Genomic DNA, 25,414 nt, shown 5'->3' with positions numbered 1-25,414 from the left:
CAGAAAAGCGAGCCAGTGGCGCGGCTTAGCTTTTCGGCTGCAGCAACAACGCCACCAACGCACTCCACCCCGTCTGATGCGACGCCCCAAGGCCACGCCCGGTTTCGCCGTGGAAATATTCATGGAACAACACCAGATCGCGACTGGCCGGGTCCGCTTCCAATTGCGCATACCCCGCCATCGAAGGGCGCAGGCCATTTTCATCGCGTAGAAACAAGCGCGTGAGGCGCTGGCTGAGGCTGTTTGCCACTTCCTCAAGGGACGCCAGATAACCGCTGCCCGTAGGGTACTCCACCGAGAAATTATCCGCGTAGTAGCGGTGAAACTCGCGCAGCGATTCGATCAGCATGTAGTTCACCGGCATCCACAACGGCCCGCGCCAATTGGAGTTGCCGCCGTACAAGCGTGAGTCGGACTCGCCGGGCTGGTAGCGCGCGCACAGGGTGTCGCCGTTCATCTTCAGCGCCAGCGGCTGTTCGGCAAAGGCCTTGGATAACGAGCGCACGCCAAACGTCGACAGAAACTCATGGTCATCGAGCATGCGCCGCAGCAGGTCCTTGGTGCGCTCGCCACGCAGCAAGGCGAGCAACAGGCGGTTGCCCTGCCCCGGTTCGTTCCAGCGCGACACCAGCTTGGCCAGGTCCGGCCGGTGTTTCATAAAACCCAGCAGTCGCTCACGCAGGCCTTGCAGCCCTTCGTGCTCGCGCTGCTCCAGCACCAACACGGCAAACAAAGGCATCAGGCCGACGATGGAGCGCAGGCGCACCGGCTCGTTCTGGCCGTCCGGGCGGTGCAGCACATCGTAGAAGAACTGGTCCTGCTCATCCCACAAGCCTTCGGCGCTGTCGTCCACGCGGTTGATCGCGCCGGCGATGTACAGGAAGTGCTCAAAGAACTTCACCGCGATATCCACGTACACCCCATTGCGCTTGGCCAGTTCCAGGCCAATGCGCATCAGGTCCAGGGCATACGCCGCGACCCACGCGGTGCCGTCGGCCTGATCCAGCTGGTAGCCGGGCGGCAAGGTGGCCGAGCGGTCGAACAAGGCGATGTTGTCCAGGCCCAGGAAGCCGCCCTGGAACAGGTTGCGGCCCTCGGCGTCCTTGCGGTTGACCCACCAGGAAAAATTCAGCAGCAGCTTGTGGAAAATCCGCTCGAGAAAGTCCATGTCGCCCACGCCGGTCAGCGCCTTGTCCTGCTGATACACGCGCCAACTGGCCCAGGCGTGTACCGGCGGGTTGGCGTCGTCGAAACGCCATTCATACGCCGGCAGCTGGCCATTGGGGTGCATAAAGCGATCTTTAACCAGCAACAATAACTGTTGCTTGGCATACCCCGGATCAATCAGCGCCATTGCCACGGCCTGGAAGCCCTGGTCCCAGGACGCGTACCACGGGTATTCCCAGGTGTCGGGCATGGACAAAATGTCGAAATTGGACAAGTGCCGCCAATGGGTATTGCGGATATGCAGGCGCTCGGGCGGCGGCGCGGGTTGGGCCGGGTCGCCGTCGAGCCACTGGTTTACATCAAAGTAGTAGAGCTGCTTGGACCACAGCAACCCGGCCAGGGCCTGGCGCTGCACATTGCGCGCGTCAGCATCGGCAATGCCTTGCTGCAAGGCGGCGTAGAAGTCGTCCGCCTCTTGGCGGCGCAGCTCGAACAGCTTGCGTGCATTGACCTCGGGCGCGTCCACCGGCGCAAACCGCAGGTACAGGGTTTTGCTCTCCTGGCCCGCCAGTTCGAGGCTGAAACGCGCGGCAACCTTGGTACCCGTGTCGCGGCGAATTGCAGAGTCTGCGCCGCCCACCACATAGTCGTTGATGCCATCCTTGAACGGCCCCGGGGCCGGTTGCCCATCGAGCTTGGGGACGTTGCTTTCGTTTTCGCAGAACAGCCACTCCAGGCCGTCCTGGCCCCAGGCGCTGAGGTGACGGTCAGTCAGCTCATGATGCCGGGCCAGCACCCGTTCACCGTCCAGGCACACCTGCGGCTTGGGCGCGTCAAAGGTCCAGCTCCAGTCATTGCGCGCCCACAGTTGGGGCAACACCTGCACACGCGTCGACTGGTCCGCGCGGTTGTGCACGGTGACGCGCATGAAAATATCGTCAGGCTGATGCTTGGCGTATTCGACCGTTACATCACAGTAGCGGTTGTCTTCGAATACGCCGGTGTCGAGCACTTCGTACTCGGCATCCTCAAGCCCGCGACGGGCATTTTCGGCGAGCAGGTCGGCGTAGGGAAACGCCGCATGGGGATATTTGTAGAGCATGCGCATGTAGGCATGGCTCGGCACGCCATCGACGAAAAAGTACAGCTCCTTGACGTCCTCACCGTGGTTGCCCTCGGCGTTGTCGAGGCCGAACAGGCGTTCCTTGAGGATCGCGTCGCGCTCGTTCCACAGCGCCAGGCCCAGGCACCAGCGTTGCGCCTTGTCGCTGAAACCGGCCAGGCCATCCTCGCCCCAACGGTAGGCGCGGCTGCGTGCATGTTCATGGGGGAAATAGGCCCAGGCGTCGCCATCGGCGCTGTAGTCCTCGCGCACAGTGCCCCATTGGCGTTCACTCAAGTAAGGCCCCCACTCGCGCCAGCATTCGGCATCCTCCGTCGCCAGCCGCTGGCCTTCGAGGGTGTCGAGTATCGAGTGTGTGGGTGTGGCCGTCATTGAGTGCTCCATCGCCTGCCGGATGAGCAGCAGTGTAGAACCCAATAACGTCCGGATGCACATGAAGACTTGGAAGAGGGCGTACATGTAGTTGAAGGTCAGGCGGGTCTGGTCCTGGTCGGCGGTGCCGGTGTGTTTGCCAGATGTGGTCATATTCACGTCATCTCATTCATTTGCAGAATGAAGTCCAGAGGATTCTTCGTTTGCAAGCCGGCGCGCCGCTCAACAAAATCCGGACAAGGCCACTTTTGTCATCCCAGCCATCAGGAATTTTTCTATGCACGCCACTGCACATGTCAGCCCCGATGAGATCCGCAAGGGCTTTTCCAAGGCGATGTCCGACATGTACCGGGATGAAGTTCCGTTGTACGGCGCGCTGCTGGAACTGGTGGCGCAGACCAATGCCCACGTGCTGGAGAGCGACCAGGGCCTGGCCGGGCACCTGCACCGCACCGGCGAGATCCAGCGCCTGGGCATGGAACGCCACGGTGCGATCCGCCTGGGCACCGCCGCCGAGCTGGCGACCATCAGCCGCCTGTTTGCCGTGATGGGCATGCAACCAGTGGGCTATTACGACCTGACACCGGCGGGCGTGCCGGTGCATTCCACCGCCTTTCGCGCCGTGCATGAGCAGTCACTGCAAGCCAGCCCGTTCCGCGTGTTCACCTCGCTGCTGCGCCTGGAGCTGATCGAAAACCCCGCGCTGCGCAGCTTCGCCGAAACCGCCCTGGCCAAGCGGTCGATCTTCACCCCAGGGGCCCTGGCGTTGATCGAGCAGGCCGAAACCGACGGCGGCCTCGATGCCGAGGATGCCGAGGCCTTTATCCGCCAGGCGCTGGAGACCTTTCGCTGGCACCACAGCGCCACCGTCACGGCCGAACAGTATCGGCAACTCAGCGACCAGCATCGCCTGATCGCCGACGTGGTGGCCTTCAAGGGCCCGCACATCAACCACCTCACCCCGCGTACCCTGGACATCGATCAGGTACAGGCCGCCATGCCCGCCCACGGCATCACCCCCAAAGCCGTGATCGAAGGTCCACCGCGACGCCATTGCCCGATCCTGTTGCGCCAGACCAGTTTCAAGGCCCTCGACGAACCCATTGCCTTTACCGATGCCCAGGGCCGCCACAGCGCGCGCTTCGGTGAAATCGAACAACGCGGCGTCGCGCTGACGCCCAAGGGTCGCGCCCTGTACGACCAGTTACTGAATGCCGCCCGCAATGAACTCGGCGCGGCACCCAACGAGGCCAATGCCGCGCGCTACGAGCAATTGCTGGAGCAACACTTCCAGGCATTCCCGGACAACCACGCGCAGATGCGCGAACAAGGCCTGGCCTACTTTCGCTATTTCCCCAGCGAAAAAGGCCTCGCAGCCCGCGGCCAGCCCGACCCACCGCGCACGCTGCAGGCCTTGCTCAGCGCAGGGCACGTGGAGGTGGAACCGCTGGTGTACGAGGACTTCCTGCCGGTGAGCGCAGCGGGGATCTTCCAGTCGAACCTGGGCGATACCGCGCAGAGCCACTACGCGGCCCATTCAAACAAAGCCGAGTTCGAAAAGGCGCTGGGCCGCAGCACGATTGACGAGTTGCAGTTATATGACGAAACGCAGCAGCGTTCCGTGGAGGCGTGTGTGAGAGCACTGCTGGTATAAAAAAGCTGCCGGTATAAAACGCTGCAGATATAACCAGAGCGTCCACCGGCAGCGGTTTTTGCTTAAGCCAACTTCGCGACAATTTCGTCTTTGATCAGCAACCGTTTCTTCTTCAACTTCTCCACGTCCTCATCACTGGCGCTTGCCGATTCAGCCTTCAGCACCTCCCCGTCGGCAGCGTCGTATTGCGTAAGCAGCGAGTCCAGCCGTTTGTCCCCCGCCCTGCGCTCGTGGACAACTTCCTTGCTCAACCCCAAGTCCTGATACAGGTCGTGTTTCACTGGCATGACTTACCTCCACAAGTTGATCAATGGCCTACCCCTTGAAGCTAGCCCATTGACCGGGGTGTTGTCATGTTTGCAGTCGATACAGCCCCGTTCGTCGCAACCCTGGCGATGGGATCAAACCTTTTGGCCTGCCCTGCCCTCCACTATAGATCGCCACTCGAGGGAGACCGGTTTCATGAATCACACCGCAACTGCCGCCGACACGCAATGCATCAACACTATCCGCACCCTGGCCATGGATGCCGTGCAGAAGGCCAACTCGGGCCACCCCGGCACGCCCATGGGCCTGGCGCCGGTGGGTTATACGTTGTGGAGTCGTTTCCTGCGTTATCACCCGGAGCATCCCGACTGGCCCAACCGTGACCGGTTTGTATTGTCGGTGGGGCATGCGTCGATGCTGCTGTATTCGCTGCTGCACCTGGCCGGCGTGGTGGAAATCGACGCCCACGGCAAGCGTTCCGGTGAGCCGGCGGTCAGCCTGGACGACATCAAACAGTTCCGCCAGATGAGTTCCAAGACCCCGGGGCATCCCGAGTACCGCATGACCACCGGCGTGGAAACCACCACTGGCCCCCTGGGCCAGGGCTGCGCCAACAGCGTGGGCATGGCCATGGCCGAGCGTTGGCTGGCCCGGCGTTTCAACCGCGACGGCCAGGTGCTGTTCGATTACGACGTCTACACCCTGTGCGGTGACGGCGACATGATGGAAGGCATCAGCAGTGAAGCGGCGTCGATGGCCGGGCATTTGCAGCTGGATAACCTGTGCTGGATCTACGACAACAACACCATCAGCATCGAGGGTCACACCGAGCTGGCCTTCAGTGAAGATGTGATCAAGCGCTTCCAGGCGTATGGCTGGCACACCGTGCATGTCACCGATGCCAATGATCTGCAGGCATTGAGTGTGGCGCTGGAGACCTTCAAGGCCAATACCGGCGCACCGACCCTGATTGTGGTCGACAGCGTGATCGGCTACGGCTCGCCGCACAAACACAACACCGCTGCCGCCCATGGCGAGCCGCTGGGCGAGGATGAAATTCGCCTGACCAAGGCCGCGTATGGCTGGCCGGAGGACGCCAGTTTCCTGGTGCCCGATGAGGCGCGCACAACATTGCGCGATGCACTCGTTGAGCGGGCCGAGCCGCTGTATGCCGAGTGGAACCAGACCTTGGCCTCCCTCGACCCACAACGCGCCGATGAGCTGCAGCGCATGCGTGCCGGGGAAATGCCCGAGCATTGGCAGGCCGATCTGCCGAGCTTTGCGGCCGATGCCAAGGGCGTCGCCAGCCGTGCTTCGGGCGGCGAGGTGCTGAACGCTTTTGCGCAAAATATCCCGTGGTTGCTGGGCGGCTCTGCGGATCTGTCGCCGTCGACCAAGACCAACCTCACCTTCGACGGCGCGGGCCGTTTCAGCGCCGACGACTACAGCGGGCGCAACCTGCACTTCGGCATACGCGAGCACGCCATGGGCGCGATTGCCAACGGCGTGGCGCTGTCCTACTTGCGGCCCTACACCTCGACGTTCCTGGTCTTCAGCGACTACATGAAACCGCCGATCCGGCTCGCGGCGATCATGGAGCTGCCAGTGGTGTTCGTGTTTACCCACGACTCCATCGGCGTGGGCGAAGACGGCCCGACGCATCAACCCATCGAACACCTGACCCAACTGCGCGCCACCCCGGGCTTGCTGACCCTGCGCCCAGGGGATGCGAATGAAACCCTTGAGTTGTGGAAGGTGGCGCTGGCGCAAACCCATCGGCCCAGCTGTGTCGTGCTGTCGCGCCAGCCGCTGCCGACTCTGGACCGTAGCCGTTACGCGTCGGCCGCAGGTGCGACCAAGGGCGCCTATGTGTTGGCCGGTGCGGACAAGCCAGAGGTGATCCTGATCGCCACCGGCAGTGAAGTCAGCCTGGCGGTCACGGCCTACGAGCAACTCACGGGCGAAGGCATTGCTGCGCAGGTGGTGTCGATGCCCAGCTGGGAATTGTTTGAAGACCAGGACCAGGCCTACCGCGACAGCGTCTTGCCGCCGACCGTGAAGGCCCGGGTGGTGATGGAGCAGGCCGGCCCCCTGGGCTGGGATCGCTACGTCGGACAGTCTGGCGCCAAAGTGGTGATGAACAGCTTTGGCGCCTCGGCCCCCCTGTCGAAGTTGCAGGAAAAGTTCGGCTTCACCGTGGAAAATGTGGTGGCGCTGGCCAAGCAGCAAATCCAGCACACCCGGCCTGAATAAACGGCGGCAATGCACAGGGGGCTTGCTCCCTGCTGCATCCGCGTGCGGCTCGGGATCAATGTTTATAGTCGGTATCGGTGCGCTCCAACTGCCGAATCAATGCATTCCAGTGCCGCGTCACCCCAGGCCCTTCCCCGCTGCTGAAGACCTTGGCCTGCTGCTCGACCCTGGCCACCACTTCAGCGGGCGGGAAGACCAACTCCGCCTTCCCGCCTGCCTGCGCCGCAATCTGAATAGTGCACGCCCGCTCCAGCCCTTGCAGTTGTTGAAACGCATGCTCCACGCTGATGCCTGCCGTCAACAGCCCATGGTTACGCAGGATCATCACACTCTTGTCGCCCAGGTCCGCCACCAGCCGCTCCCGCTCGTCCAGGTCCAGGGCCACCCCTTCGTAGCCGTGATAGGCCACACGACCGGAGAAGGCGATGGAGTGCTGGGAAATCGGTAACAAGCCGTCCTTCTGTGCGGACACCGCAATACCGTCACGTGTGTGGGTGTGCAGCACCGCTTGCAAGTCGTGGCGGGCACCGTGGATGGCACTGTGGATCACGTAGCCGGCGTAATTGATGCCCAGCCCGGTGGGATCGTCGACCAGGGTGCCGTCGAGGTCGACCTTGACCAGGTTGGAGGCGCTGATCTCATCGAATAACAGCCCGAACGCGTTAATCAGGAAATGTTCCTCGGGCCCTGGCACACGGGCGGAGAAGTGCGTGTAGATATGGTCGGTCCACTTGTACAGGGCCGCCAGTCGATAGGCGGCGGCCAGTTTGACGCGCACCTCCCATTCCTCTGGCGTGACGCGTTGGCGGACGGTATTGGCGACGCTCGATAGCGAGGTAACGCTGCTCATGGCAAAACTTCCCGGATGGCCTTAAGGACTTCAAGGCCAGCCTAGGGGATGCCCAGTAATAATAAAAAGCACATTTTAATCTAAGCTAATTATTATTAATTTTCATAAAACAGTCACAACAACACAAGACCAATGTGGGAGGGGGCTTGCCCCCGATGGCGGTGAGTCAGTCAACAGTGTGCTTACTGACACTCATCGAGGCATAGGTATTACACAACTCTGTAGCGCGAAACGTAACCACGATGCGAAGCGAGCCGCTCTTGATCTTGATCTTGATCTGCTTTTGATCTCAGGCGCCCCGTTAAACCACGCTGGCCGAACGCAGGCTTGAATCCGTGGGTAACCCGGCAGGACGCCGGGTTAGCCGCACTGGGCCAGGGATGGCCCATTGCGGCGGCCCACGGATTCAAGCCTGCGTTCGGGCACACCGAGCCTAGGCGAGGTGCCGAGTGGTGGGGCAAGAGCCTTTTTGGTTACTTTTGGGGCTCTTTTCCAAAAGTGACCCGCTGTAAAAGCGGAACCCATAGTGGCCGTGACCGCAGAAACGGATATGTACTCGGGTCCAATCCAACATCCTGGTCGGCCCGGAGGCCGCCATCGGGGGCAAGCCCCCTCCCACATTGGATCGAGGCATGTCAGGTGGGTAGCTGTCGGCTGGGAGGCCGCCATCGGGGGCAAGCCCCCTCCCACATTGGATCGAGGCGTGTCAGGTGGGTAGCTGTCGGCTGGGAGGCCGCCATCGGGGGCAAGCCCCCTCCCACATTGGATTGAGGCATGTCAGGTGGGTAGCTGTCGGCTGGGTTGCCGCCATCGGGGGCAAGCCCCTCCCACATTGGATCGAGGCATGTCAGGTGGGTAGCTGTCGGCTGGGAAGCCGCTATCGGGGGCAAGCCCCCTCCCACATTGGATCGAGGCGTGTCAGGTGGGTAGCTGTCGGCTGGGAGGCAGTCAAGGAAGTTCAAGCCCCCTCCTACAGGGATTCAGGCCGCATTGCGGATCTTGTGCAGCGAATCGGCCACCCATTTGCCAAACGCATCCACCGGCCCCTGCAGGTTGCCAAGGAAGTGCGGATAGACCAGCCATAAATCCATCACCGGCTTGAAATCCTTCAGCGGCATCACTGCCAGTTGCTCTCGATGGGCACTGCGCTCGAGCAGCGGACGTGGTACCAGGCCCAGGCCCAGCCCATCCGCCACCAGCCCCAGTTGCAACTCGGTGCCAAAGGTTTCCAGGTTGACCCGCAAGGCCAGCCCCTGATCCGCCAGGGTGCGCTGCAAGCCGGCACGGAAGCCACACCCGTCCGGGTTGAGGATCCAGCCGTTCTGGTACACGTCGGCCAGCTTGCACGGCTTTTTCGGCAGTTGCGCCTTGGCGCACACCACCACCAGTTCCATCTTGCCGATGGACTCACCGACGATAGTGTCCGCAAAGATCTTGCCCGCCGGGAACAACGCCACCGCCGCATCCAGCTCGCCGCGTTCGATCTTGCCCACCAACTGGCTGCCCCAGCCCGTGGCCACCTGGGCGCGCAGGTCGACGTACTCGGTGCGCAAGTGCTTGAGCGCATCGAGCAGCACCACGTCGCCGATGGTCTGCGGCACGCCCAGGCGCAACACGCCGCTAGGCGGTGCATCGGTGGCGACCAACTCGCGCAGCGCGTCCATCTCACGCAGGATCAGCCGGCACTGCTCATACACCCGGGTACCGATCAGCGTGGGCTTGAGGGGTTTGGTGTTGCGGTCGAACAGCTCCACCCCCAGTGCCTGCTCGAAGTTCTGCACGCGGCGGGTGATGGCCGGCTGGGTCAATTGCAACGACTCGGCGGCATGGCTGATGGACTGGCAACGAATCACTTCGACAAAGGCATCGATATCGTCAATTTTCATTTGGGCCGCACATAGAGAACAGTCATTAAGATGTGTCGCAAGCATAGTGGGCGCAACCCGGTCTGGATAGCCCGCCCAGTGATCGATAACGTCTAATGCTATGCAGCGCTGTTCTAAATTACTTGCAGCTATAAGCTAATCATTAAAAAATAGCATATTAACCATCAACATTATGCTTAGATAAACCTATCAAAACCGCCTATGGAATGTTCATGAGCCAGGCCCGACACCCCGAGAGACTGCGCGCCTTTATTGGCGCCTTGGCTGAGCTGATCGACGGCAACCCGCGCGAAGGCGACCTGCTGCACCGTGGCGGCAAGCTGCTGGCGCAACTGGTCAGCCACGACGACTGGCTGCCTGAGGAGTTCGCCCAACCCGACCCCGAGCGCTACCAGCAATTTCTGCTGCACGCCGATTCGCGCCAGCGCTTCAGCATCGTCAGTTTTGTCTGGGGGCCGGGGCAGCGCACGCCGATTCACGATCATCGGGTGTGGGGGCTGATCGGCATGTTGCGCGGTGCGGAGTTTTCCCAGGGGTTTGCCCGGACGGCCGATGGCGCGCTGGTTGCCGAGGGCACGTCGGTGCATCTGCGGCCTGGCCAGGTCGAAGCGGTGTCGCCCAGGATCGGTGATATCCATCAGGTAAGTAATGCTTACGATGACCAGGTGTCCGTCAGCATTCATGTGTACGGCGCCAACATCGGCGCGGTGCGCCGTGCGGTGTATCAAGTCGACGGCAGCGAAAAACTGTTCATCTCCGGTTATTCCAACGCCTACCTCCCGAATATCTGGGACTTGTCCAAAGAAAAGAGCCCTGCCCTATGAGCACCCTATCGACCCGCAGCTTTGCCCAGATTCGCCAGGCCCTGTTGGACCGCGAGGAAGTCGCCCTGGTAGACGTGCGCGAGGAAGCGCCGTTTGCCCAAGGCCATCCGCTGTTTGCCGCGAATATCTCACTGTCCAAGCTGGAACTGGAGGTGTATTCGCGCATTCCACGCCGCGATACCCAGGTCACGCTGTACGACAACGGTGAAGGGTTGGCCGAACGCGCCGCCGAACGCCTGGTTGCCCTGGGCTACACGCGGGTCAGCCTGCTTGAAGGCGGCCTTGAGGGTTGGCGCCAGGCCGGCGGCGAGCTGTTTATCGACGTCAATGTGCCGAGCAAAGCCTTTGGCGAACTGGTGGAAAACCAGCGCCACACGCCGTCCCTGGCGGCCGAAGAGGTCCAGGCGCTGCTCGACAACCAGGCCGATGTGGTGGTGCTCGACGCCCGGCGTTTCGATGAATACCAGACCATGAGCATCCCCACCGGCATCAGCGTGCCGGGTGCCGAGCTGGTGCTGCGCGCCCGTGAACTGGCCCCGGACCCGGCCACGCGCATTATCGTCAACTGCGCCGGGCGTACCCGCAGCATCATCGGCACCCAGTCGCTGATCAATGCCGGCGTGGCCAACCCGGTGTCGGCGCTGCGCAACGGCACCATCGGCTGGACCCTGGCCGGCCAGACACTCGCCCATGGCCAGGCGCGCCGTTTTGCCCCGACCGCTGAGGAACATCGGCGCAGCGCCGCCCAGCAGGCGCGCGGCGTGGCCGACAAGGCTCGCGTCGGCCGTGCAACCCTGGATGACCTGCAACGCTGGCAGCAGGATGGGGCACGCACCACTTACCTGTTCGACGTGCGCACCCCGGAAGAATTCGAAGCCGGCCACCTGCCCGGCGCCCGCTCCACACCGGGCGGGCAACTGGTGCAGGAAACCGACCACGTCGCCAGCGTGCGTGGCGCGCGCCTGGTATTGGTGGACGATGACGGCGTGCGCGCGAACATGTCGGCGTCCTGGCTCGCGCAATTGGGTTGGGAAGTCTTTGTGCTGGACGAGCTGCAAGACGCGCACTTCAGCGCACAGGGCGCCTGGATCGCCCCGGTGCCCGCGCCGCCCCAGGCCGAACTGATCAGCCCGCCGACACTGGCCGACTGGCTCGATCATGGCGACACCGTGGTGCTGGATTTCACCGCCAGCGCCAATTACGTGAAACGCCATATCCCCGGCGCCTGGTGGGTGCTGCGCGCGCAATTGCCCGAGGCCCTGGCCAAGGTGCCCACCGCGCAGCGCTACGTATTGACCTGCGGCAGCAGCCAGTTGGCACGCCTGGCGGTGGCTGAAGTTCAAGCGTTGACCGGCAGGCAGGTGTACCTGTTGCAGGACGGCACCGCCGCCTGGGTCGCTGCGCAACTGCCGCTGGAAGCAGGTGAAAGCCATCTTGCCTCACCGCGCATCGACCGCTACCGCCGCCCCTATGAAGGCACCGATAACCCACGCGAAGCCATGCAGGCCTACCTGGACTGGGAATTCGGCTTGGTCGAGCAATTGGCGCGCGACGCCACCCACGGCTTCTACGTGATCTGATCCACCGCTGCACCGTTCCCGGAAATCCGACCCCTTCTCCAGGCGGAGGCATCTTCCCTTACCCAACGCCTGGAGTCTGTCCCATGCTGTCTACTACCCCTTTCAAGCGCCTGTTCCTGGGCGGCGCCCTGGCGCTCGGCCTGCTCGGCAACGTCCATGCCGCCGACCTGCAACCCCTGCGCGTGGCCAACCAGAAGTCGACGATCAAAGCGCTGCTGGAAGCCTCAGGCGAGACCCGAAACGTACCGTACGAAATCAAGTGGTCGGAATTTCCCTCGGCCTCGCCCCTGGGCGAAGCGCTGAATGCCGGTGCGGTGGATGTCGGCGCCCTGGGCGATGCGCCCTATGTGTTCGCCCTCGGCGCCGGTGCATCGCTCAAAGTGATCAGCATCATCCACGCCGAAGGGCGTAACACCACCGCCCTGCTGGTGCCGCAGGATTCGCCGATCAAGACCGCCGCCGACCTCAAGGGCAAGAAAATCGTCACCGGACGCGGCTCCATCGGGCACTACCTGGCGATCAAAGCCCTGGCCGGCGCAGGCCTGACCTCACAGGATGTGCAGTTCATCTTCCTGCTGCCCGCCGAATCGCGGCTGGTGCTGGACAACGGCACCGCCGATGCCTGGGCCACCTGGGACCCGTACACCACCGTGGTCACCTCGCAAAGCAACGCGCGTGTGCTGGTCAGCGGCAAAAACCTGTTGAGCAACCACCTGTACTTCGCCGCCACCGACAGCGCCATTGCCGACAAACGCGTGCAACTGGACGACTTTGTCGCCCGCGTTGACCGCGCCTATGCCTGGGCCAACCGCCACCCCGACGAATACGCCGCCGCCCAGGCCAGAATCACCGGCCTGCCGCTGGCCGTGCACATCGAAGTGGCCAAGGACACCCGCCTGTCCCCGGTGCTGATCGACGACGCCGTGATCAGCGGCCTGCAAGCCACCGCCGACACCTACCAGAAAGAAGGCCTGCTGAGCCGGCATATCGACGTGTCGCAAGGCTTCGACAAAGCCTTCAACGCCCTGCGCGCCCCCAATTCCCAAGCCTCACGCTAAGGAGCAGCCCATGAGCAAGCCACGTCAATTGAAACTCGGTGCCATGGTGCACGGTGTCGGCCACGGGTGGGGCGAATGGCGTCACCCGCAGGCGCAGCCCGACGCCAGTGCGAATTTCGGCTTTTACAAGCAGCAGACCGAATTGGCCGAAGCCGCCCGGTTCGACTTCGTGTTCATCGCCGACAGCCTGCATATCCACGCCAAATCCAGCCCGCACTACCTCAACCGTTTCGAACCGTTGACCACTATCCCCTGTGGGAGGGGGCTTGCCCCCGATGGCGGTGTGTCAGGCGGTACATACCTTGGCTGAACCACCGCTATCGGGGGCAAGCTCCCGCCCACATTTTTAATCGGGTACATGCTTATGACTCAATCGCCTCTACGCGCCGTGGAAGCCGTCGATTTCGACGCCACCCTCGAACGCCTCAGCGCCGAGCTGGCCAGCACCGCACATCTTTACGATGAAAGCGGCGCCTTCCCCCACGCCAACTTCGCGTTGCTGCACGCCCACGGCCTGACCGCGCTCACGGTGCCCAAAACCCTCGGCGGCGGCGGCGCCAACCTGCCCCTGGCGCGCAAAGCCATCAGCGCGATTGCCAGGGGCGAGCCCTCCACCGCACTGATCCTGGTGATGCAATACCTGCAACACACCCGCCTGCAAGACAGCCAGACCTGGCCCCGGCACTTGCGGGTGCGCGTCGCCGAGGACGCGGTGAAAAAGGGCGCGCTGATCAATGCCCTGCGCGTCGAACCGGACCTGGGCACACCGGCCCGCGGCGGCCTGCCGGCAACCATCGCCGTGCGCAGCGCCGAAGGCTGGCGCATCAGCGGGCGCAAGATCTACTCCACCGGCAGCCATGGCCTGAGCTGGTTCAGCGTCTGGGCGCGCAGTGACGATGCCGACCCGCTGGTGGGCGCCTGGCTGGTGCCCAAGGACAGCCCCGGCGTGAGCATCATCGACACCTGGGATCACCTGGGCATGCGCGCCACCTGCAGCCATGAAGTGGTGCTCGACAATGTGCGGGTGCCGCTGGACCACGCGGTCAGCGTCAGCCCCTGGAGTGCGCCGCAGCCGGAGCTCGATGGCGAGGGATTCCTGTGGATGTCGGTGCTGCTGTCATCGGTGTACGACGCTGTGGCCCAGGCTGCGCGGGACTGGCTGGTGCACTGGCTGGAAGAACGCCAGCCGTCGAATCTCGGTGCAGCGCTGTCGACCTTGCCGCGTTTCCAGGAAACCGTCGGCCATATCGACACCCTGTTGTTTGCCAACCGCAGCCTGCTCGACGCCGCCGCCCACGGCCGTACCCCGGTCGCCAACGCGGCGCAATTGAAGTACCTGGTGACCGGTAACGCCATTCGTGCGGTCGAGTTGGCCATCGAGGCCTCGGGCAACCCCGGCCTGTCACGGCACAGCCCACTGCAACGGCATTATCGCGACGTGCTGTGCAGTCGCGTGCATACCCCACAGAACGACGCCGTGCTGCAAGGCGTCGGCAAAGCGGTGTTCGCCCAACGTCAGAAGGATCGCACATGAGTCAGGTGATTATTGCCAGCCAGTTGGACGAAGACTACAACGACGTGATCCGCGCGCGGCTCGCCACGCTGCATCCCCAAGCCCAGGTGATCGGGGTGCCGGTCGGCGTGCCGAGCGACCTGCCGCCCCAGGCGAATATCCTGCTGCTGCGCCCCATCAACGTGCGCGGCTACACCGCACCCGATACGCCGCCACCGGGCTGGCCCTACGGTGCGCAATGGGTGCATCTGGTGTCGTCGGGCATCGACTTCTACCCGCAATGGCTGTTCAACGGCCCGCCGGTGACCACGTCACGGGGCAGCGCCGCCGACAACCTGGCCGAGTTCGCCCTGGCGGCAATGTTTGCCGCGTCCAAGCATCTGCCGGCTATCTGGGTGCAGGATTCGCAGTGGCAGTTCACCGCGTTGCGCCCGCTCAAGGGCACGACCCTGGGCATTCTCGGGTTTGGTGCGATTGGCCAGCGCCTGGCGCAAAAGGCCCTGGCCCTGGGCATCAAGGTCGTAGCGCTGCGCCAAAGCGCGACGCCATTTGACGTCGACGGTGTGGAGCCGGCCAAGGATATCCACGACCTGTTCGCCCGTGCCGATCATCTGGTGGTGGCGGCACCGCTGACCGATGCGACGCGGCGGATCATCAATCGCGACGTACTGGGCAGCGCCAGGCCGGGGCTGCACCTGATCAATATCGCGCGGGGTGGGTTGCTGGACCAGGAGGCGCTGCTGGAGGCGCTGGATAGCGGCCGTATCGGGCTGGCGTCACTCGACGTGACCGAGCCTGAGCCGTTGCCGGATGGGCATCCGTTGTACACGCATCCGAGGGTGCGGTTGTCGCCGCACACCTCGGCGATCTCCACCCATAGCAAGGAGGAGATTGCCGATACGTTCCTGGCGAATCTGCAGCGGTATGTGGCGGGCCTTGAATTAGCCAACGTCGCCAACGCCTGAGGCGATCCAAACTGTGGGAGGGGGCTTGCCCCCGATAGCGGTGCATCAGTCAAATGATGCATTGGCTGACACTCAGCAATCGGGGGCAAGCCCCCTCCCACAGTTTTATCGGGGTACTGGTGGGTCTCATTTTATGCGGTAGTGAAAGGTGTTGCGCACCGCCGGTACGGCGACGGGCTTGCCGTCGACGATCCTCGGCTGATAGCGAAAGGTATTCGCCGCCGCCAGTGAGGGTCGGATAAACAATGGGTGACAGCCGTCCAGTACCTTGGGGTTTTCCACCCGGCCCTGGGGATTGACGGTGTATTCCACCGAACAGTCGCCTTCAATATTTTTGTCCAGTGCACGCTCCGGGTAGTCCGGGACGGCCTTGCTCAAGGGCTGGTACTGGCGGCTATCGAACGCCGGAGCAGCGGTGGGCGCGGGCACGGCGGCGCGGGCTTTTTCAGCAGCCACACGCTCCTGGTTCAGACGTTGCTGCTCCAGCTCCCGATTGCGTTGCTCGGCGGCCAGGCGCTGCTGTTCGATTTTCTGCGCTTCGACCCGTTTGCGCGCCAGGGCGGCTTTCTCAAGTTTTTGCGCCTGAATCTGCGGGTCAACCGTTGGTTTGGCCGGTACAGGGACAACAACAGGCTCAGGCGCTACGGGAGTAAGCGGGGCTACCGGCTCAGGCGCTGGCGCCGGCATCATCACCAACTGCGTGTGCATCACCCTCGGCGCGTCTGCCTGCGGTTTTTCCGGCGACCAGCCCAGCATCAGCGCCGCCGCTACCGCCACATGCAGCGCCACGGCCAGGCCTGCCGCCAGGCTGTTGCGCCACAGCCCGTCGCTGTCCGGTATCTGCGCCCGCGTCGCACCGTGCATGATCATCGCGGTCATTGGGGGGCCTCGGTCACCAGCCCCAGGTGGGTGACACCCCCCTTTTGCAACACCGCCATGGCGGCCACCACGCGACCGTACCCGGCGTTGTCGTCAGCGCGGATATACACCTGGGTGTCGCTGCGCGCCGCCACCACCTGCATGACCTTGGCGCCCATGTCTTCCAGGCTCACGGCGCTGTCGGTCTGGTGCCGTGTGTCGAGTTCGCCGCCCAGGTTCCAGTAGTAACCGCCGTCCGCCTTCACCGACAGCGTGAGGATTTGCTGGCGGGTGTCGGTGGCCAGCGCCTCGGCGGCGACCTTGGGCAATTCGATCTTCACGCCCTGGGTCAGCATGGGCGCGGTGACCATGAAGATCACCAGCAGCACCAGCATCACATCGATATAGGGCACCACGTTCATCTCGGCCTTGGGCCCGTGTTTGCGTTGCGGCCTGGTCAACATCGGTTCGCTCCTGTTCAGGCGGCCACGGCCAGGTTGATTGAGGTACCGCGCAGGGCGCGATGCAGGCGCACTTGCAGTTCATTGCCGAAGGCGTAGTAGCGGGTGAGCAGGGTCTGGCTGCGCGCGGCAAAACGGTTATAGGCGATCACGGCCGGAATCGCCGCAAACAGGCCAATGGCCGTGGCGATCAAGGCTTCGGCAATCCCCGGCGCCACCGTGGACAAGGTGGCCTGTTGTACCTGGGACAAGCCCAGGAACGAATTCATGATGCCCCACACGGTGCCGAACAACCCGATATAGGGGCTGACCGAACCCACCGTCGCAAGAAACTGCAGGCCCTTTTCCAGCTCCAGCTCCTGCTCGGTGATTGCCACCTGCAGCGCACGTTCCACGCCTTCGAGCACCGCAGGGTCATGGGTGTGCAGGTGCTGGTATTCCTGCATACCGGCGATAAAGATCGGCGCAACACCGTCCTTGCCCGCCTGCACGGCGTCGCGGTACAGCGGCTGTAAGTCCGATGCGACGCGAAAGCGCGCCACGAAATCATTCAATTGCCGCTCCAGGCGCCGCAGCACACTGCCGCGCCGAATGATCAGGTACCAACTGAGCAGGGACGCCAGCAGCAAAGTGATCATCACCGCCTTGACCAACAGGCTGGCATCGCTGATCAAGCTCCAGATCGTCATATGTTCCATCGTCGCGTGCATGGTGAAACTCCTATTCGATTAAAAACGGATGACTGCGTGATGACAGCTCAAGGCAGTTTCAGCGCGCGGGTCACCTCGGCCCAGGGCACGAACTTGAAGTTCTGGGCTTGCTCGGGCATGCGCTTGCGCCCGTCCTGCACCACCAGCATGCCCTGGCTCCACGGTCCGCCCAGGTTGATGGCGGTGGCTTCCAGGCCGTCGGTTTCGGAGGCCCCGTCGATGCCGGCGGCGGCGTTCAAGCCGACGCGAAAGGCACCGTGCACGGCGAACGGCGGTTCGGCATCCAGCACCAGGTAGCTGTCATTGCCCTGGCTCGAGATCACCAGGTAATCCCGTGCGACGCTCTGGTACAGCGCCAGGCCTTCGACATCCGCGTGCAGTTGCGCGCCGACCTTGATCACGCTGGTCAGCGTGGCCGGTTGGTCGGCGCGGGCATCCAGCGCCCACACGCCGACGTCCTCCTCCCCCAGGAACAAGCGCTGGCGTTGGTCATCGGCCACACAACCTTCCGGCTGGCTGTCGACCTTGAACTGTCGCACCAGCTCGCCCTGCACACGCCCGGTCGGGGCACTCAGGCGGTATTGCAGGAAGGTGCCGTCCTTGCCGTTGGCTATCGCATACAGCTCGCCGCCGGCGGGCTGGAACAGGCAGATGCCGTAGATCTCTTTGAGCGGCGTCGGCACTTCGCCGGCTTCCTGCAGCTCGCCGCTCTGGCGGTCGATGCTGAACAGGCTCAGGCTGTTGCGATCGCGATTGCTGGCGACGGCGAGGTCGACGGTCTGCGTGCCCAGCTTGAAGTTGGGGCGTACGTCGACATTGTTCAGGCGCCCGACCGCCAGTTCCTGCAGCAGCTTGCCGTTGAGGTCATAGGCGAGCAGGCCGTGCTTCTTGTTGGTGCCCAATACGCGGCTGTGCGTGGGTGTGTGCGGGTGAATCCAGATGGCCGGGTCATCCGCCGCATCGCCCTGGCGACTCACCGGCTCGGTCTGGCGCAGAGCCGTGACCTGCGCCAGCCCCGGGGCGGCCGGTACCGGCGTGGCCTGCCAGTCGAGTTTGCCCTGGTAGAGCTGGCCGCTGTCATCATCGCGTACCAACAGATGCCGGCCGTTGATCGCCAGTTGCTCCGGCTCCTTGAGGCCCGGCAAGGTCAGGCTCGATTGCTCGGCCCAGCGTTCGCCGGTCTGCTGGAACAGATGCAAGCGAGCGGTTTTCGGGTCCAGCGCCACCACCCCACCCGGCATCAGCGCCATGGCGCCAGCTTCGCGCCCGAGATTGTCGAACAGCGCCACGGGCGTGCGTTTCACCTCGGCTTCCGGGTGCGCCGGGTAGGCCCACCAGCCGACGTTTGCTTCGTTCACCAGCAGGCGCTCGGCCCCATCGTCCACCTGACAGAACTGCGCCGACGGCGGCAGCGGCAGGCCGCGCACGCGCTGCGCCTGGGCCAGCAGCGTCGCGCCACTGCCCACCAGCCATTGCTCGCCCTTGCCCTCCTCACCCACCAGGAACACGAACAGATTGCCCGCCGCATCGCGGTACAGGCACAGGCCGTTCACCGGGAAGTCGCGGGTGGGCAGATACAGCGGCTTGCCCCAGGCCTTGCCAGCGACATCAAGGCTGATCAACACGGCCTGCTGGCGGTCGTTGTCGAGGCTGGCGACCAGCGATCGGTTGCCGGCGGTGCGGCTGTCGAGGCTGCTGAAATTGCCGTTGAATCGGGCCAGTTCGGCGCCTTTTTCGTCAAGCAGCAACAGGCCATCGCGGGTACTGGCGACCACAGGGTCGGTGCGGTTGGGCAGGAATGCGACAGCCTCGGCATTCAGGCCCGGCGCCCAGGGGGTCAGGGCCAGGTCAGTGGCGAATGCATTAGCGCTGATGACCAGCGCGATCAGCAGGTACAGCCTGGAAGTTCTCATGAACAGGCAAATCCTTCGAATACGGTGAAGATCCACTGTGGGAGGGGGCTTGCCCCCGATGGCGATGTGTCAGTTGATGCAGCTTTGACTGACCCACTGCTATCGGGGGCAAGCCCCCTCCCACATTGGGAATGGGTTGAATTCAAAAATGGGTGAAGGTCAGGCCCAGCTTGTAAGTGGGCCCGTACTCTTCGTACTGGCCGTTGTAGCTGCGGTGGCCGGTGTAGACGAAGTACGACTCATCCGTCAGGTTCTGTGCCTCGAAGCTCACTTGCAGGTTTTTGCTCAGCGAATAACGCGCGCTGAAATCGACGAAGGTCTGCGCATCCACATGCAGGTCATGGGCTTTGTCGTTGATCGACGCCAGCTCGTACAGGTAGGCCGACTTGTAGTTGGCGGAGAGGCGCAGGCTGAGTTTCTCGTCTTCCCAGCCCAGCATCAGGTTGCCGACGCTGTCCGACTGGTTGGGCAGGCTGATGTTGCGCTTGCGGTTGCGCCCGCCGGCACTGTCGAAGCCCTCGATGTCCGCGCTGGAGCGGCTGAAGGTGCTGTTGGCGCCGATCAGCAGGCCGTTCCACGGCGCGGGCAGCCAGTCGAATTTTTGTGAGTAGGCCAGTTCCAGGCCATACAGCTTGGCGCTGTCACCGTTGGCAAAGGTGTGGGCCTCGGCGAAGTTGGTCCAGGCGCCCGTGCCGGCGACGTCGGTGTTGTAGACGAAATTCTGGATGTCCTTGTAGAACACGAACGCCGACACGCTACCGGCGCGGCCCATGAAGTGTTCGATGCCCAGGTCCAGGTTGCTCGACTCCAGGGGCTTGAGGTCCGGGTTGCCGAAGGTGGCTTCGTCATCGTCGATCACGAAGCCTGGGGCCAGTTGACCAAAGGTCGGGCGTACCACGGACTTGGTCCAGGCGGCACGCAGCTGGGTGTTCTTGTCGATCTGGTAGCGCGCGTGCAGGCCCGGCAACCAGTGGTGATAACGGCGTTTGGTCTCGGTGGTGCTGAACTGACCGTTCGTGGCGCCGGTGCCCTTGGCGTCGAATTCGGTGCCCTCGTAGCGCATCCCGGCAATGAACCGCCAGTCGTCGATGTCGACGGTGTTCATCAGGTAGCCGGCGTTGATGTCCTCGCGGATTGTGAAGTCGTTGACCCGCGATTCGGTCGGGTCGTAGAAGTCATCACGGTTGAGGCCACCGATCAACTGGCGGATATTGCCCGCGCTGATGCCTGGGCCAAAGCGGCCGAGACGGTAGTCGACGTTGCCCTTCTGGAACTGCGTGAGGTTGAGCTGCTCGTCAGTGAAGCCCTGTTCATCGAGGTCCTTGTAGGCCCAGGCTTGCAGGTCGTTGTCTTTATGGCGGCGGCTGACCTTGCCGCCGAACTTGAACTGTGAGGCGTAGCCACTCAGGTCATAGTCACGGGCCAGGTCCAGGCGCAGGTTTTTCTCGGTGTCCTGGGTGTGCTGTTTCTCCCAGTCGACTTTATCGAGGCTGAAATTGCTGGCGTCGTAGAAGCCGCTGCCGATGATCGGGCGTGGCTTGGCCTTGTCGTAGAAACCGCTGCCTGCAAAGTCACCGCCGTCAAAGGTGGCCCCGGCGATATGCACCGGGCTGTCCTCACTGGAGCGGCTGTAACCGGCCTGGCCACTCAAGGTCCACAGGCCGAGCATCCGCTCGCCGCCGAACACGTAGGACTGGATCTGCTGGGTTTCTTCGCGGTTCTTGAGCTTGCGCTTGCCGTCGGCCTCGCCCAGTTCGCCCGGCGCTTGTGGTTCCGCGAATTCGAGGCTGGCGGCGTTGCGCGTTTCGGTGTCCTTGTAGCGGCTGTAGAGGGTGCGCAGGTAGTAGCTGCTCAGGTCATCGGGCTTGTAGTCGAAGTTCAGGCCACCACCGGCGCGTTCGCGGCTGATGTCGTAGTCGCGCTGCTCGAACTCGTTGAGCCTGGCGCCGTTGCGAAAATCCCAGGCGCCGCCGGTTTCGACGTTGTCCGAGCCGAAATCGCGCTTCTGCCAACTGAGGGCCGCAGCCACGCCGAAATTGTCGACACCCTCGCCAAGGCTGAAGCGGTTGCTGGCGGCGCCGGAGAATTTCGGGCTGGTCTGGCGGGTGTTCTTGTCGTAGCTGGCCTCGGTGCTGCCGGTGTAGAACAGGCCCTTGTGGTCGAACGCCGACAGGCTTTTTACGTCGACGGTGCCGCCGAGGGAGTTGGCGTCCATGTCCGGCGTCAGCGTCTTGATCACCGACAGCGACTGCACCAGTTCCGAGGGCAGTACGTCGAGAGCCACGGCGCGGCGCTCGCTTTCGGGCGAGGGCACCAGAGTGCCGTTGATGGTCACGCTGTTGAGGTCCGGCCCCAGGCCGCGCACGCTGACAAACCGGCCTTCGCCCTGGTCACGTTCGACGCTGATCCCCGGCAGGCGCTGCACCGCTTCGGCGACGTTTTCATCCGGCAACTGGGCCACACCGTCGGCATGCACCACGCTCTTGATGCTGTCGGAGACGCGTTGCTCCCTGAGGGCGCTGCCAATGGCGGCGGCCTGCCCGACCACATCGACATGCTCGGTGGTGGCCGCTTCGGCGGCGTTGAGCCGCTCGCAGGCGATTGCCAGGGCCAAGGCGGTAAGCGTGAAGCTGACGAGCCCGGTGCGCTTGTACATGAAACCCTCCCCAAGAATCCGTTGGCGCCAGGCAAGGGACCCGGCAACTGGGAGGGCAAGCTAGGGGTGGGGGATGACGGTTCTGTGACAGCGTTGGGTAGCGAGGCCCGTAAACCGGGGCTTTGAACGAACTCTTGGCTCACAATGAGCTGATATGACCGGTGAAAATCCCCTGTGGGAGGGGGCTTGCCCCCGATAGCGGTCTATCAGCCAGCTTATTTGTCGCTGGCACACCGCTATAGGGGGCAAGCCCCCTCCCACATTGTTTGACTTTCATTGCCGGTCAGATGAGCTGATTCGACCCTCCCCCACCGTCATCCAACCGTCACATGCATCTGCTGTGCTGGCGTCCATCGCTTACCTGTCCAAGGACCCGCAGCCATGTTTCGCGTGCTCAAACCCCACCGCTGGAAACTTGCCCTGCTGCTGATCGCGGCCAACCTCGGGCTGATCCTGCACCTGGCCTGCGGCGAGCTCAAAAGCATCAGTGAATGGGTGTGGCTGGATATCGTCGGCGAAGGCGGTTCGGCGCTGCTCGCGCTGATCTGGCTGGGCCTGGTGCTCAAAAGCCGGCCCGCCGGACGGGTCACAAACTACCTGGCACTGGGTTTGTCGTGCATCTTCTTTTCCTGGTGGATCGACAGCCTCGACGAGTTCATCCGCCTGCCCGACAGCATCACCTGGGACCACTGGCTAGAATCGGGGCCGATGCCGGTGGGCATGATTCTGCTGACCATCGGCATCTACCACTGGCACCGCGAACAACTGGCGATCAGCGCGCAGATGGAAAAGCGCGAGCGGCTGTTTCGCGAGCATCGGCTGTTCGACAAACTCACGCCCCTGGCCGGTGCCGACTACCTCAAGCGCCAACTCCAGGAGAGCCTGCACGACAGCCGCGACCAGCAGCAACCGCTGTCGCTGCTGGCCCTGGACCTGGACCGCTTCGCCGCCGTCAACCAGGCCTACGGGCATGCCGAAGGCGATGCGGTGTTGCAGGCGGTCAGCCATGTGCTGCTGCTCAACCTGCGCCGTCAGGATTTGTTATGCCGCCTGGCCGGCGACCGTTTTGTGGTGCTGCTGCCCAACACCGGCGAGCGCCAGGCCCAGGGGCTGGCGCTGGAGTTGCAGCAGGCGGTGCAGAGCCTGGCGCACAAAACCCGGCTACAGGGCGAGCGCCTGCAGCTGGCGGCGACCACGGCGGTGGTGATGGCCCTGGACGAGCCGCCCCACGACCTGCTCAAGCGTCTGAACCTGGCGCTGGCGCGGGCCAAGCAACCCCTGGCGAAAAGCGCCTGAGATGGCGGTGAAAGCCAACTGGTATGAAAGCGACAGCCGCTTCATTCCCGGCCACCACCAACCCGCTACGTTGATCGACCTGGCCTTGTCCCGGGACATCGACAGCCATCGCCTGCTGCGCGGCACCGGGCTGTTCCATGAGGACATCCTGGCCGGCGACGCCCACTTGAGCCCGCAGCAGTTGCTCGGTCTGATCGGCAACAGCCGCAAGCTGCTGGACGCCGATGACAGCAGTTTCCTGTTTGGCCAACGTCTGCTGCCCGGCCACTACGGCGCCGCCAGCCATGCACTGGGACATGCGCAGAACCTGCACCAGGCGCTGGAGATCCTGATGCAGCAGCACGTACTGCTCAGCCCGCTGGTCACGCCGCACCTGGAGCTGGATGAGCACCACGCCTACCTGTACTGGCTGGACAGTTGCGGCGCCGGCGAGCAGTGGCGCTTTTTGCTCGAAGCGAGCATGACCGCGCTGGTTGCCATGAGCCAATGGCTCGGCGGCGAGCGCCTGCCGTGGGTGTGCAGCTTCAGCCATGCCGAGCCGCGGTACGTAGAGCAATACTGGGTGCACCTGGGCGAACAGACGCGCTTCGAACGCCCGCTGGACATGATGTGTCTGCCGCGCGAGTACCTCACCCGCGCCTGGCCCGGCGCCTCGGCCACGGCCGGCCAGGTGGCGCGCCAGCACGCCCGCGGACAGATCGAACAGTTGGGTTTTGCCGCCAGCTTTCTCGACGGCCTTAACGACTACCTGCGCGAGCACGTGCGCCAGCCGCCCAGCCTGGAACAGGCCGCACAGGCCTTCGCCATGAGCCCGGCCACCCTCAAGCGCAAGCTGCACAAGCACGACACCGGCTATCAGCAACAGGTGGACCGGGTGCGCAAGCACATGGCGTTGCACCTGTATCAGGTCAAGGGACTGAGTAACGACGAGGTGGCCGCCTACCTGAACTTCAACGATGCGGCGAACTTTCGGCGCGCGTTCAAGCGTTGGACCGGCAGTACGCCCAACCTGATCCGGCAGTTGTTCAGCAGCCGCTAGCCAGGCGTTCGCGCAGGAATTCGACCAACGCCTGCACCGGCCGCGAACTCTGTCGGTGCTGGGGGTACACCGCCGACAACGTCAGGGCTTCGGGGGCGAAGTCGTCCAGTACGCTGACCAGGCGACCATCCTTCAACGCATCGCCGACGATAAAGGTCGGCAGGTAGGTCACGCCCAGGCCGGCAATCGCGGTGTCGCGCAGCAAATCGCCGTTATTGACGCGCATGCGCCCGCTCACATTCAGCGCCTGCAGCTTGCCCTTGAAACGCCATTGCACCTGGCGACCGTGCCCGTAGGGCAGGCAATCGTGATCGGCGAGGTCATCGGGTTTGTGCGGCGTGCCGCGCAGGGCCAGGTAATCGGGGCTGGCGCAGTAGACGCGCGGGATGCTGGCAATACGTCGGGCGATCAAGGTGGAATCTTCCAGGGTGCCGATGCGCAGCACCAGATCGTAGCCCTCGCCGATCAGGTCCACCGGGCGGTCGCTGAGGTCGACTTCCACCGCGACGTCCGGATAGCGCTGCAGGAACAGCGGCAGCAGGCAACCCAAATGCGCCATGGCAAACGACAGCGGCGCGCTGAGGCGGATGGTGCCGCGCGGTTCGCTGTTCTGGCCGGCAATGCCCTGCTCCACTTGCTCGACATCACTGAGCAGGCGCAAGGCCGATTCGTAGTAACTCTGGCCCAGCGGCGTGACATCCAGGCGGCGCGTGGAGCGGTTGAGCAGGCGCACGCCCAGGCGGTCTTCCAACTGGATCAGGCGGCGGCTGACGAACTGCTTGGACAGGCCCAGTTGCTCGGCAGCGGCGGTGAAACTGCCGGACTCCATGACCTGGCAGAACAGGCGCATGTCTTCGAAGGGGTTCATTGTCGCTTCTCGGTGGACGATGGGCTGTTTTATAACCGGTCAGTGGTCACACCACAAACCAAAAGTGTGAGCACAGTCAAATGTGGGAGGGGGCTTGCCCC

At 63.5% G+C, this 25,414-nt stretch carries 19 protein-coding genes and 1 pseudogene; 10 read left to right on the top strand and 10 right to left on the bottom strand.

The window, feature by feature from the left end; all coding sequences use genetic code 11:
- Positions 1-25: 25 nt before the first annotated feature.
- Complete coding sequence (locus PspCFBP13528_RS15845) at positions 26-2,662, bottom strand: glucosidase (RefSeq protein WP_137200677.1); 2,637 nt, start codon at positions 2,660-2,662, stop codon at positions 26-28.
- A gap of 277 nt (positions 2,663-2,939) precedes the next feature.
- Between PspCFBP13528_RS15845 and PspCFBP13528_RS15840 the strand changes: the two genes are divergently transcribed.
- Entirely contained in the window at positions 2,940-4,316 is a 1,377-nt protein-coding gene (locus PspCFBP13528_RS15840) for a VOC family protein (protein ID WP_137200605.1), read from the top strand.
- 62 nt (positions 4,317-4,378) lie between these two features.
- Here the strand turns inward: PspCFBP13528_RS15840 and PspCFBP13528_RS15835 are convergent, their stop codons facing one another.
- Positions 4,379-4,603, bottom strand: a complete 225-nt coding sequence (locus PspCFBP13528_RS15835) for a DUF465 domain-containing protein (protein WP_137200603.1) — start codon at positions 4,601-4,603, stop codon at positions 4,379-4,381.
- 175 nt (positions 4,604-4,778) lie between these two features.
- Between PspCFBP13528_RS15835 and tkt the strand changes: the two genes are divergently transcribed.
- On the top strand, positions 4,779-6,836 hold the full coding sequence (gene tkt, locus PspCFBP13528_RS15830; protein ID WP_137200602.1) for a transketolase: 2,058 nt from the start codon (positions 4,779-4,781) through the stop codon (positions 6,834-6,836).
- Between the two features lie 55 nt (positions 6,837-6,891).
- Here the strand turns inward: tkt and PspCFBP13528_RS15825 are convergent, their stop codons facing one another.
- Together PspCFBP13528_RS15825 and PspCFBP13528_RS15815 are read right to left on the bottom strand one after the other, a co-directional pair.
- Positions 6,892-7,686, bottom strand: coding sequence for a class II aldolase/adducin family protein (locus PspCFBP13528_RS15825; RefSeq protein ID WP_065952803.1), 795 nt, complete (start codon positions 7,684-7,686; stop codon positions 6,892-6,894).
- Positions 7,687-8,666: 980 nt separating this feature from the next.
- Complete coding sequence (locus PspCFBP13528_RS15815) at positions 8,667-9,572, bottom strand: LysR family transcriptional regulator (RefSeq protein ID WP_065952804.1); 906 nt, start codon at positions 9,570-9,572, stop codon at positions 8,667-8,669.
- 212 nt (positions 9,573-9,784) lie between these two features.
- Here PspCFBP13528_RS15815 and PspCFBP13528_RS15810 point away from each other — a divergent pair, with 212 nt between their 5' ends.
- From PspCFBP13528_RS15810 to PspCFBP13528_RS15785, 6 genes and pseudogenes are all read left to right on the top strand, one after another.
- Positions 9,785-10,396: a cysteine dioxygenase gene (locus PspCFBP13528_RS15810; protein WP_137200600.1), complete on the top strand. Its 612-nt coding sequence runs from the start codon at positions 9,785-9,787 to the stop codon at positions 10,394-10,396.
- Complete coding sequence (locus tag PspCFBP13528_RS15805; RefSeq protein WP_065952806.1) at positions 10,393-11,976, top strand: rhodanese homology domain-containing protein; 1,584 nt, start codon at positions 10,393-10,395, stop codon at positions 11,974-11,976. Before PspCFBP13528_RS15810 ends, PspCFBP13528_RS15805 begins: the two co-directional genes overlap by 4 nt.
- 83 nt (positions 11,977-12,059) lie before the next feature.
- Positions 12,060-13,034, top strand: coding sequence for an ABC transporter substrate-binding protein (locus tag PspCFBP13528_RS15800; protein WP_137200598.1), 975 nt, complete (start codon positions 12,060-12,062; stop codon positions 13,032-13,034).
- Positions 13,035-13,044: 10 nt separating this feature from the next.
- Positions 13,045-13,278 (top strand): annotated as a pseudogene (locus tag PspCFBP13528_RS15795) (LLM class flavin-dependent oxidoreductase); the annotation flags it as partial.
- Between the two features lie 120 nt (positions 13,279-13,398).
- The gene (locus PspCFBP13528_RS15790) at positions 13,399-14,568 is read left to right on the top strand and encodes an acyl-CoA dehydrogenase family protein (protein WP_065952809.1); all 1,170 of its coding nucleotides are present in this window, start codon (positions 13,399-13,401) and stop codon (positions 14,566-14,568) included.
- Positions 14,565-15,512: a D-isomer specific 2-hydroxyacid dehydrogenase family protein gene (locus tag PspCFBP13528_RS15785; RefSeq protein WP_137200596.1), complete on the top strand. Its 948-nt coding sequence runs from the start codon at positions 14,565-14,567 to the stop codon at positions 15,510-15,512. Before PspCFBP13528_RS15790 ends, PspCFBP13528_RS15785 begins: the two co-directional genes overlap by 4 nt.
- 126 nt (positions 15,513-15,638) lie before the next feature.
- On the opposite strand, the gene PspCFBP13528_RS15780 is transcribed toward PspCFBP13528_RS15785, so the two are convergent.
- The 5 genes from PspCFBP13528_RS15780 to PspCFBP13528_RS15760 form a co-directional block, all read right to left on the bottom strand.
- Entirely contained in the window at positions 15,639-16,391 is a 753-nt protein-coding gene (locus tag PspCFBP13528_RS15780) for an energy transducer TonB (RefSeq protein ID WP_137200593.1), read from the bottom strand.
- A complete protein-coding gene (gene tolR, locus PspCFBP13528_RS15775; protein WP_065952812.1) occupies positions 16,388-16,834 on the bottom strand; it encodes a protein TolR in 447 nt (148 codons plus the stop codon). The genes PspCFBP13528_RS15780 and tolR overlap by 4 nt, the downstream gene beginning before the upstream one ends.
- Before the next feature lie 14 nt (positions 16,835-16,848).
- Positions 16,849-17,541 carry a protein TolQ gene (gene tolQ / locus PspCFBP13528_RS15770; protein ID WP_137200591.1) on the bottom strand — a complete coding sequence of 231 codons (693 nt, stop codon included), beginning with the start codon at positions 17,539-17,541 and terminating at the stop codon, positions 16,849-16,851.
- 47 nt (positions 17,542-17,588) lie between these two features.
- Positions 17,589-19,454: a phytase gene (locus tag PspCFBP13528_RS15765; protein WP_137200589.1), complete on the bottom strand. Its 1,866-nt coding sequence runs from the start codon at positions 19,452-19,454 to the stop codon at positions 17,589-17,591.
- 142 nt (positions 19,455-19,596) lie between these two features.
- The gene (locus tag PspCFBP13528_RS15760; protein WP_137200587.1) at positions 19,597-22,110 is read right to left on the bottom strand and encodes a TonB-dependent receptor; all 2,514 of its coding nucleotides are present in this window, start codon (positions 22,108-22,110) and stop codon (positions 19,597-19,599) included.
- A gap of 381 nt (positions 22,111-22,491) precedes the next feature.
- On the opposite strand from PspCFBP13528_RS15760, the gene PspCFBP13528_RS15755 reads away from it, so the two are divergent.
- Positions 22,492-23,406, top strand: coding sequence for a GGDEF domain-containing protein (locus tag PspCFBP13528_RS15755; protein WP_101221306.1), 915 nt, complete (start codon positions 22,492-22,494; stop codon positions 23,404-23,406).
- 1 nt (position 23,407) lies between these two features.
- Complete coding sequence (locus PspCFBP13528_RS15750) at positions 23,408-24,445, top strand: AraC family transcriptional regulator (protein WP_137200585.1); 1,038 nt, start codon at positions 23,408-23,410, stop codon at positions 24,443-24,445.
- Here PspCFBP13528_RS15750 and PspCFBP13528_RS15745 read toward each other — a convergent pair.
- Complete coding sequence (locus PspCFBP13528_RS15745; protein WP_065952818.1) at positions 24,432-25,313, bottom strand: LysR family transcriptional regulator; 882 nt, start codon at positions 25,311-25,313, stop codon at positions 24,432-24,434. The two genes, PspCFBP13528_RS15750 and PspCFBP13528_RS15745, sit on opposite strands and share 14 nt — an antisense overlap.
- Positions 25,314-25,414: the final 101 nt, after the last annotated feature.

Source organism: Pseudomonas sp. CFBP13528, from assembly GCF_005233615.1.
GTDB lineage: Bacteria > Pseudomonadota > Gammaproteobacteria > Pseudomonadales > Pseudomonadaceae > Aquipseudomonas > Aquipseudomonas fluorescens_AM.
Note: the sequence above shows the minus strand (reverse complement) of the source record. Positions and strands in the feature narration are given on the sequence as shown.